This window comes from Sphingomonas sp., assembly GCF_035317925.1.
Classification (GTDB): Bacteria; Pseudomonadota; Alphaproteobacteria; order Sphingomonadales; family Sphingomonadaceae; genus Sphingomonas_I.
This window is the reverse complement of the sequence record NZ_DATHFV010000062.1, coordinates 1-7724: the sequence shown is the minus strand read 5'-3', so window position 1 is coordinate 7724 and position 7724 is coordinate 1. Positions and strand designations below refer to the sequence as shown.

The window sequence follows — 7724 nt, the reverse complement described above, 5'->3', positions numbered from 1 at the left end:
TCTCGGTGTAAACGAGATGCTCTACCAACTGAGCTAACCGCCCTCGCCCTCCCGATAATCGGGTTGGGGCGCGGCTTCAACCACGCCCCTGATCAGATGAAACGCGTCCCACGAAAAACGCCGCCGGTCGCAGGACCGGCGGCGTTCTTGATCGATCGTCCGGATCGGACGGCGTCAGGCGATCGCGCCGAGCGGTGCGGTCTTGCGCATGCGCAAGGTCGCGCCGAGCAGGCCGAAGCCACCCAGCATCAGCGCCCACGAGGCCGGCTCCGGCACGCCGCCGACAACCAGCGGCGCCGGGTCGGATGCGAAGGTGCCCGAGCCCGAGAAGCTCAGGCTGCGGCTGGAGCTGCCCACCGGCGCGTTGAAGCTCGGGCTCGAACCCGAGAAGGAGAAGGAGAAATCCTTGTCCACGACGTTCGAGAAATCGAGGAAGTCCGAGGTGAAGGTGATCACCGAATTGTCGTTGCTCTTGAACGTGAACGAGCCGTTATTCTGGCTCGCGTCCAGTTCCGCATTGCTGAAGGTGACGGTCAGCAGGTTGGTGCGGGTGCCGTTGCCTTCGGCAGCGGCGGTGTTGCGGATGAAGCTGATCGAACCGTTCGTCACCGTGTCGAACAGCTGCGTGCGCGAATTGCCCGTGCCGGTCGTGCCAAGGTTCGAGACGAAATCGACGCTCAACGTCGCGTTCTGCGGACCGAGCAGGTCGGCGGGCAGGCCGGCTGCGGCAAGCAGATAATAAACCGGGATCGAGGTGCCCTTGATCTCCGCCTTCTTGTTCGCGCCGCTATCCTGCTTGGTATAGGTGAACAAGCGCGCATTCGGCGTCTGCTGGATGAACTGACCGAACGTCTCGGTCGAGGCGAACGCAGGGGCGGCCGAAGCCAGCAACGCGGCGGCTGCGAGATACGCGTACGAGCACTTCATGACGACACCCCAACTGATGAACTGCAACCCTAATACCGCAGCGCAGCGCAAATAAATAGTCCGTTAACCATCTTTGGTGGTTAATTTTCGCGGCTAATCGGCGTTTTTTTGCTGCGGTGCGTGCAAATCGCACGATAGCGCGTTTGAACCATCGCAGATCAAACGCCCAAGGTCGAAAGTGCCGCGCCGACCGAATCGCCGTACGAATCGCCAAACAGGCGCAAATGAACCAGCAACGGCCATAGCCGATAGACGGGTTGCCGTTCGCGCCAGCCCTGCTCCAGATTTAGCGCCTCGAAGAAGGCGGGCGGCGGCCGATCGAACAAAGTAAGCATCGCCGCATCGACCTCGCGGTCGCCATGATAACAGGCTGGATCGATCAATGCGGAGACGCGGCCGCCGGCGACCAGGATATTGCCGCCCCACAAATCGCCATGGAGCAACGCCGCACGTGGCTGCGGCGGGAGCAGATCGCTTAATCGGTCGGCAAGCCGTTCGATCCGCTGTCCCAGCGCCCGTCCGATATACGGCAGGTGGCAGCGCAGCCGCCGGTTGCTCCAGAAATCCGGCCAGTTCTCCGACCATGCATTCTCGATCCGTACGGGCCCGAAGCCATGATCCGCCGGCCAGCCGTAACGGCCGCCATCCGCCGCGTGGAGCAGCCCCAGCATACGCGCCAGATCGGGCCAGGCGGATTCGAGGCGGCCGTCATGGGCAATTTCCTCCATGATCAGCCACGCATCGTTCGCCGCGAGAATATTCGGTGCGGGTGCACCGGTCGCGGCGATCGCCCGCAGCATGTCCGCCTCGGCCAAAGCGGTATCCGCCTGCTTCGCGATGCAGGCGCTGCCATCGGCCAGCGTGAGGTAAAACACCGCCGACAGGTCGCCGCCCGACAGCCGCCGCGTGCGCGCCACCGGCTGGCCGAGCAGCCGCGCGGCCGCTTCAGCCGGCGCGGTCACGCGTCAGGCGGGCGACGAGCGCCTGCGCGGCGGCATCGACCTGGTCCCAGGTCCGTTCGAAGCCGGCTTCGTCGCCATAATAAGGATCCGCGACCGGCTGGCCGCGCAGATCATCGACGAGGTCGAGCAGCAGCCCGATTTCGGCGGTGCCGTCGGCCGGCGCGGATTGGCGGAGGCTGGTGAGATTGTCCTGATCGAGCGCGAAGATATGCGTGAAACGATGAAAGTCGGCGGTCTCGATTTGGCGGCCGCGATAGCGCGAAATATCGGCGCCATGGCGCAGCGCGGTGGTTTGCGCGCGCCGATCGGGCGGATCGCCGACATGCCAGCCGGCCGTCCCCGCGGAATCGACCCTGGCATCGAGCCCGGCGTCGGCCGCGCGCGCCCGGAACGCGGCCTCGGCCAGCGGCGACCGGCAGATGTTGCCGAGACAGACGAACAGGATCGCGGGCTGCGTCATGCGGCCTCGCCCAGCATGCTGCGCGCGACCGCTTCCGCCACCTTGATCCCGTCGATCGCCGCGGAAAGGATGCCGCCGGCATAGCCCGCGCCCTCTCCAGCGGGAAACAAAGCCTGCGTGTTGAGGCTCTGAAAGTCCCCGCCGCGCGTGATCCGCAGCGGGGAAGACGTGCGCGTCTCAACCCCGGTCAGCATCGCATCGGGATGGTCGTAGCCCGCAATCTGGCGGCCGAAGATCGGGATCGCCTCACGCAACGCCGCGACCGCATAATCGGGCAGGCAGGCGGCAAGATCGGTCAGGCGGACGCCGGGCTTGTAGGACGGCACGACCTCACCCAGCGCGTCCGAGGGACGGCCCGCCAGGAAATCGCCGACCTTCTGCCCCGGCGCCGAATAATCGCCGCCGCCTGCTTCGAACGCCAGCGCCTCCAGGTCCCGCTGCAATGCGATGCCGGCGAGCGGATGGCCCGGATAATCGCGCTCCGGATCGATTCCGACCACCAGCCCGGAGTTCGCATTGAACTCCGCGCGCGAATATTGGCTCATACCGTTGGTCACGACCCGGCCCGGTTCGGACGTCGCGGCGACCACCCGGCCGCCCGGACACATGCAGAAACTGTAGACGGTGCGGTCGTTGGAGCAATGATGCGACAGGGTATAGGCCGCCGCCCCGAGATCGGGATGCCGGGCGCATTCGCCGAACCGGGCACGGTCGATCCACGCTTGCGGATGCTCGATCCGGACGCCGATCGAGAAGGGCTTGGCCTCGATGAAAACGCCGCGCGCGTGGAGCATCTCGAACGTGTCGCGCGCGCTGTGGCCGACCGCGAGCACGACATGATCGGCCTCGATCGTCTCGCCGGTCTGCAGGACGAGACCGGTCAGCCGCCGGCTGCCGTCGGGCGTGGTTGCAATCCGCAGATCGTCGACGCGATGCTGCCAGCGATATTCGCCGCCGAGCGCCTCGATCGTGGCGCGCATATGCTCGACCATCGACACCAGGCGGAAGGTGCCGATGTGCGGATGCGCCTCGGTCAGGATTTCGGGCGGGGCGCCGGCGGCGACGAATTCGGTGAGCACCTTGCGGCTGAGGAAGCGCGGATCCTTGATCTGGCTCCACAATTTGCCGTCGGAAAAGGTGCCCGCCCCACCTTCGCCAAACTGCACGTTCGATTCCGGATCGAGCACGTGGCGGCGCCACAGACCCCACGTATCCTTGGTCCGTTCGCGGACTGCCTTGCCGCGATCGAGGATGATCGGGCGGAACCCCATCTGGGCGAGGATCAGCCCGGCGAACAGCCCGCACGGCCCGGCGCCGATCACGACCGGGCGGGCTCCGCTCCAATCGGCGGGCGCCTGCGCGACGAAGCGATAGCCGGTGTCGGGGGTCGGCCGGACATGCGGATCGTCGGCGAAGCGCGCGAGCAAATCCGCCTCGCCGGCAAGCGCGACATCGACCGTATAGACCATCAGGATCGCGAACTTGCGCCGGGCATCGTTGGCGCGCCGGGCGATCGTGAAATTGAACGCCGTATCCGCCACGAGACCGAGGCGGACGCGGATCGCGTCGCGCAGCGCGTCGGGCGCATGGCCGAGCGGCAACTTGAGATCGGTGAGGCGCAGCATGAAGCGCGCCCTCTAGAGCCTGATCGTCTGAGGAGGAAGCGCTACGCGCTTCCGCCGATGACGTGAATCAGGCTCTCGCAAATGTTGAGACCTTGATTCACGACCCAGGCCTAGCCTGGATCGATCAAGGTCGGCTGCGTTCGCGGCGGATCGCCACGCCGGACGGAGTCACAAAAGCATCGCCAAGCGCGCCGATAAGGGGCTGCCAAGGGATGCGGAATAGCCGCCCCGGCGGCGTCTGGCGTTTATGCGGGTAGCTTTCCTCTTCAACCACGACCAGATTCATCAGGTCGCCCACAGCCTGCCGATCGCGCTGGCGCTGGCGGAGCTTGCGCCCGATATCCAGGTGATCCTCGCGCCGACCAACGCGCGCATCCAGGCGGAGGTGGTCCGGCTCGCCGGCAGCCGCATCGGCAACAATCTCAGCATCCAGCCGCTGCGCGTCCATCGCCGCCGCTCGGAAATCCTGGCGGCGCTGACCGAACCGTTCGCGCCCGCCCAGAAAATCCTCGTCTACGGCGACAATCTCGATTTCTTCCGTTCGCTCGACGTGCTGGTCGTGGCCGAGAAGACCTCGCTGATGCTCAAGAGCCGCTATGGGCTCGACCGGCTCAAGATCGTCCATACCCGCCATGGCGCGGGCGATCGCGCGATCGGCTTCAATCCGGCGAGCGCGCGTTTCGATCATGTGCTGGTATCGGGCGAGAAGATCCGCCGCCGGTTGATCGGGGAAGCCGGCGTCGAGCCAGGCCGGATCAGCGTGGTCGGCTATCCCAAGTTCGATCTGCACGCTTCGACCCGCACGCATGCGCTGATCGATGACGGCCGGCCGGTCGTGCTCTACAATCCGCATGTCTCGCCGCATCTGTCCTCCTGGTACAAAATGGGCCGCGCGGTGCTCGACTGGTTCGTCGAGCATGACGAATATCAACTGATCTTCGCGCCGCACGTGATGCTGTTCGAACGCCCGTTCGCGCTGACGATCGACAAGCTCAGGATCGACCGGCCCGGCCGAATCGAGGAACGCTATCTGCGCGCGCCCAACATCCACATCGATCTCGGCAGTCGCGCATCAAGCAACATGACATATACCAACCGGGCGGATATCTATCTCGGCGACGTGTCGAGCCAGATCTACGAGTTCCTGCTCAATCCCCGCCCGTGCGTGTTCCTCGACGCGCACGATACCGATTGGGCGGACGACAAGAATTACGCGCATTGGCGCGCCGGTCCGGTGATCGGCGATCCGATCCGTCTCGGTGACGCGCTGGCCCAGGCGGCGCGCGACCCAAGCGGGCGCTACGCCGCCGCGCAGCGGACATTGTTCGACCAGAGCTTCGATCTCACCGAGACGCCCTCTTCGGTGCGGGCCGCGCAGGTCGTGGCGCGGGTCGGGGGGATCGAACTTCCCGTGCCCGCGATGCAACCCGCGCGCCGCATCGCCTATGCCTGACAGCGCCGCCCGCGGGCTGGTAGCGCGAATCTACGGCAATCTCATCAAGCTGCTGAGCGGCAAGGCGGCGGCCGCCTTGCTTGGTCTGGCCTATATGGTGATCGCGACCCGCGCGCTCGGGCCGACCGACTATGGAATTCTCGTCCTGGTCCACGGCTTCGCCATGACGGTGGGGGGGATCGTCGAATTTCCCGGCTGGCATGCGATCGTGCGCTACGGTGCGCAGGCACTGGCGGAGGATGATCATCCCCGCATGCTGCGGTTGTTGCGTTTCGCGGGACTGGTCGAGGGCGTGGGCGGCATCGCCTCGATCCTGGCGGCCGCCATCCTCGCGCCCCTGATCGGCCCCGCATTGGGCTGGTCCCCGACCGCAATCGCGTTCGCTTTGCCTTATAGCTTCGCGGTGCTCGCTTCGATCCGGGCGACGCCCGCCGGTTATCTGCAATTGCTCGGAAGGTTCGATCTGCTCGGTCTGCACAATATCGTCGCACCGGCGGTGCGGCTGATCGGCGCGCTCATCGTGGCGTGGCTGGGTCTTGGTCTGAAAGGCTTTCTGGTGGCGTGGCTTATCGCCGCGCTCGCCGAATGGTCGGCGATGTGGCTGCTGGGCGTCATCGCGATCCGCCGCACCTTGCGCGATCCGGCGCTGCTCGGCAGCGTGCGTGGTGCTGTCGCCGAAAATCCGGGCTTGTGGCGCTTCATGCTCGCCGCCAACGCCGACGTGACGTTGACCGAATTGGCGGCACGGATCGCGCCCTTGTTCGTGGGCTGGATCCTCGGACCGGCGGCTGCGGGCCTTTATGCCGTCGCGCAGCGTGCGACGGTCGTTATCCAGCAACCCGCCCAGATCATGGGGCAGGCCGCCTATGCCGAGCTGGCACGGCTGGTCGCGGGCGGAGGCAGCGGCGCGGCATTACGAACGGCATTGCTGCGCTGCGCTGGCGTCGCGCTCGCCGCCGCGACGCCCGTCCTGATCATCCTGATGCTGTTCGGCCGTCAGATTGCGGTGGCGCTGGGCGGTCACGCCTTCGCCGGTGCGGCCGGCCTGATCCTGTTGCTCGCGATTGCGCGGACCGCATGGCTGGTGGCGCCGCCAGCCAGTTCCGCGCTGACGGCGCTGGGGCGGCCGACTTTGTCCGTCGCCGCCAATCTTGCGATAAACCTGGGACTGCTGCCGTTATTGCCGCTGATGATGCTCGCCTTCGGCCTGGAAGGCTCCGGCTGGCACGCCATCATCCAGGGCGCGGGCGCGTCGGTCGTGCTGCTGCTGATGGTGTTTCATCAGACGCGCAAAGCCGCACTCCACGAGATTTCGGTCTGATGCGCATCGCCTATGTCATCAATTCGCTCGAAGGCGGCGGTGCGTCGGGCCCGGTTCCCGCCGTGGTGAATGTCCTGCGGTCGGAGGGTTGCGACGTGCGCGTGCTGGCGCTGACGATGCGCGACGGACGCGGCCTTTCGGCGATCGAGCAGGAGGGGATATCGGTTCTGGTCCGGGAGCGTGGCGAAACGAACCATTTTGGCGCACTGCAATGGCTCGATCGGCAGATACTCGACTGGCAGCCCGATCTGATCTGGACCTCGCTGACCCGCGCGACCCTGCTGGGGCAGATTGTCGGCCAGTTGCACGGGATCGACGTCGTCAGCTGGCAGCATTCCGTTTTTCTCAAGCCGCTCAACGCGCTGCTGCTCAAGCTGCGGCACCGCCGCTCGATATTCTGGGTCGCGGATTCGGACAGCGTCGCCGCGCTGACCCACAGCCGCCTCGGCGTCGCACCGGAGCGGATCGCGGTATGGCCATTGTTCGCGGCGGATATGCGCGCGCCGCTAGCGGCAGCGTGGCGGCCGGGCATGCCGCTGCGGATCGGCTCGCTCGGCCGGCTGCATCGGGCGAAGGGCTATGATGTGCTGATCGCCGCACTCGGGCGTATGCGGGCCGACGGCTTCACCGCGCCGGTTCCGATCGAGATCGAGATCGCCGGCGACGGCGCATTGCGCGAGAAGCTGACGGCGCAGGCTTCCGCTTTGGGCGTTTCGGACCTGCGTCTTATAGGCTTCTCCGAACCCAAATCGTTCCTTGCCGGGCTGCATCTTTATGTTCAGCCCTCGCGACGTGAAGGGTTATGCATTGCCGCGCACGAGGCCATGCAGGCGCGGCTGCCCGTGCTCGCCTCGGCGGTTGGCGAACTTGGGCACACCATCCTTGATCGCGTCACCGGCCGTCTCGTTCCGCCGATCGATCCCGATGCGCTGGCGAGGGCGCTGGCGGATCTGTTGCGCGATCCCGATCGTCTCGG

7 protein-coding genes are annotated in these 7724 nt (G+C 66.1%); 3 read left to right on the top strand and 4 right to left on the bottom strand.

The genetic code is table 11. The annotated features are described in order from the left end of the window. Positions 1-174: 174 nt before the first annotated feature. The 4 genes from VK533_RS04915 to VK533_RS04900 all read right to left on the bottom strand — a co-directional run bounded on the left by VK533_RS04915 (position 175) and on the right by VK533_RS04900 (position 3974). Positions 175-927, bottom strand: a complete 753-nt coding sequence (locus VK533_RS04915) for a PEPxxWA-CTERM sorting domain-containing protein (RefSeq protein WP_324375553.1) — start codon at positions 925-927, stop codon at positions 175-177. Positions 928-1085: 158 nt separating this feature from the next. Beyond that, positions 1086-1889, bottom strand: coding sequence for a fructosamine kinase family protein (locus tag VK533_RS04910; RefSeq protein ID WP_324375551.1), 804 nt, complete (start codon positions 1887-1889; stop codon positions 1086-1088). Next, the gene (locus VK533_RS04905) at positions 1873-2349 is read right to left on the bottom strand and encodes a low molecular weight protein-tyrosine-phosphatase (RefSeq protein WP_324375549.1); all 477 of its coding nucleotides are present in this window, start codon (positions 2347-2349) and stop codon (positions 1873-1875) included. The genes VK533_RS04910 and VK533_RS04905 overlap by 17 nt, the downstream gene beginning before the upstream one ends. Then, entirely contained in the window at positions 2346-3974 is a 1629-nt protein-coding gene (locus VK533_RS04900; RefSeq protein ID WP_324375547.1) for an NAD(P)/FAD-dependent oxidoreductase, read from the bottom strand. The genes VK533_RS04905 and VK533_RS04900 overlap by 4 nt, the downstream gene beginning before the upstream one ends. 247 nt (positions 3975-4221) lie before the next feature. Here VK533_RS04900 and VK533_RS04895 point away from each other — a divergent pair, with 247 nt between their 5' ends. The 3 genes from VK533_RS04895 to VK533_RS04885 form a co-directional block, all read left to right on the top strand. Beyond that, the gene (locus tag VK533_RS04895) at positions 4222-5427 is read left to right on the top strand and encodes a hypothetical protein (protein ID WP_324375545.1); all 1206 of its coding nucleotides are present in this window, start codon (positions 4222-4224) and stop codon (positions 5425-5427) included. Then, the gene (locus VK533_RS04890; RefSeq protein WP_324375543.1) at positions 5420-6748 is read left to right on the top strand and encodes a lipopolysaccharide biosynthesis protein; all 1329 of its coding nucleotides are present in this window, start codon (positions 5420-5422) and stop codon (positions 6746-6748) included. Before VK533_RS04895 ends, VK533_RS04890 begins: the two co-directional genes overlap by 8 nt. Continuing rightward, the coding region (locus tag VK533_RS04885; RefSeq protein WP_324375541.1) for a glycosyltransferase at positions 6748-7724 on the top strand (977 nt) is incomplete at its 3' end. The genes VK533_RS04890 and VK533_RS04885, both read left to right, overlap by 1 nt.

What these genes read in the sequence shown, in the direction of transcription:
- VK533_RS04915 (WP_324375553.1), bottom strand. Translation starts at nt 927, where the DNA reads ATGAAGTGCTCGTACGCGTATCTCGCAGCCGCCGCGTTGCTGGCTTCG.
- VK533_RS04900 (WP_324375547.1), bottom strand. Translation starts at nt 3,974, where the DNA reads ATGCTGCGCCTCACCGATCTCAAGTTGCCGCTCGGCCATGCGCCCGAC.
- VK533_RS04905 (WP_324375549.1), bottom strand. Translation starts at nt 2,349, where the DNA reads ATGACGCAGCCCGCGATCCTGTTCGTCTGTCTCGGCAACATCTGCCGG.
- VK533_RS04890 (WP_324375543.1), top strand. Translation starts at nt 5,420, where the DNA reads ATGCCTGACAGCGCCGCCCGCGGGCTGGTAGCGCGAATCTACGGCAAT.
- VK533_RS04895 (WP_324375545.1), top strand. Translation starts at nt 4,222, where the DNA reads ATGCGGGTAGCTTTCCTCTTCAACCACGACCAGATTCATCAGGTCGCC.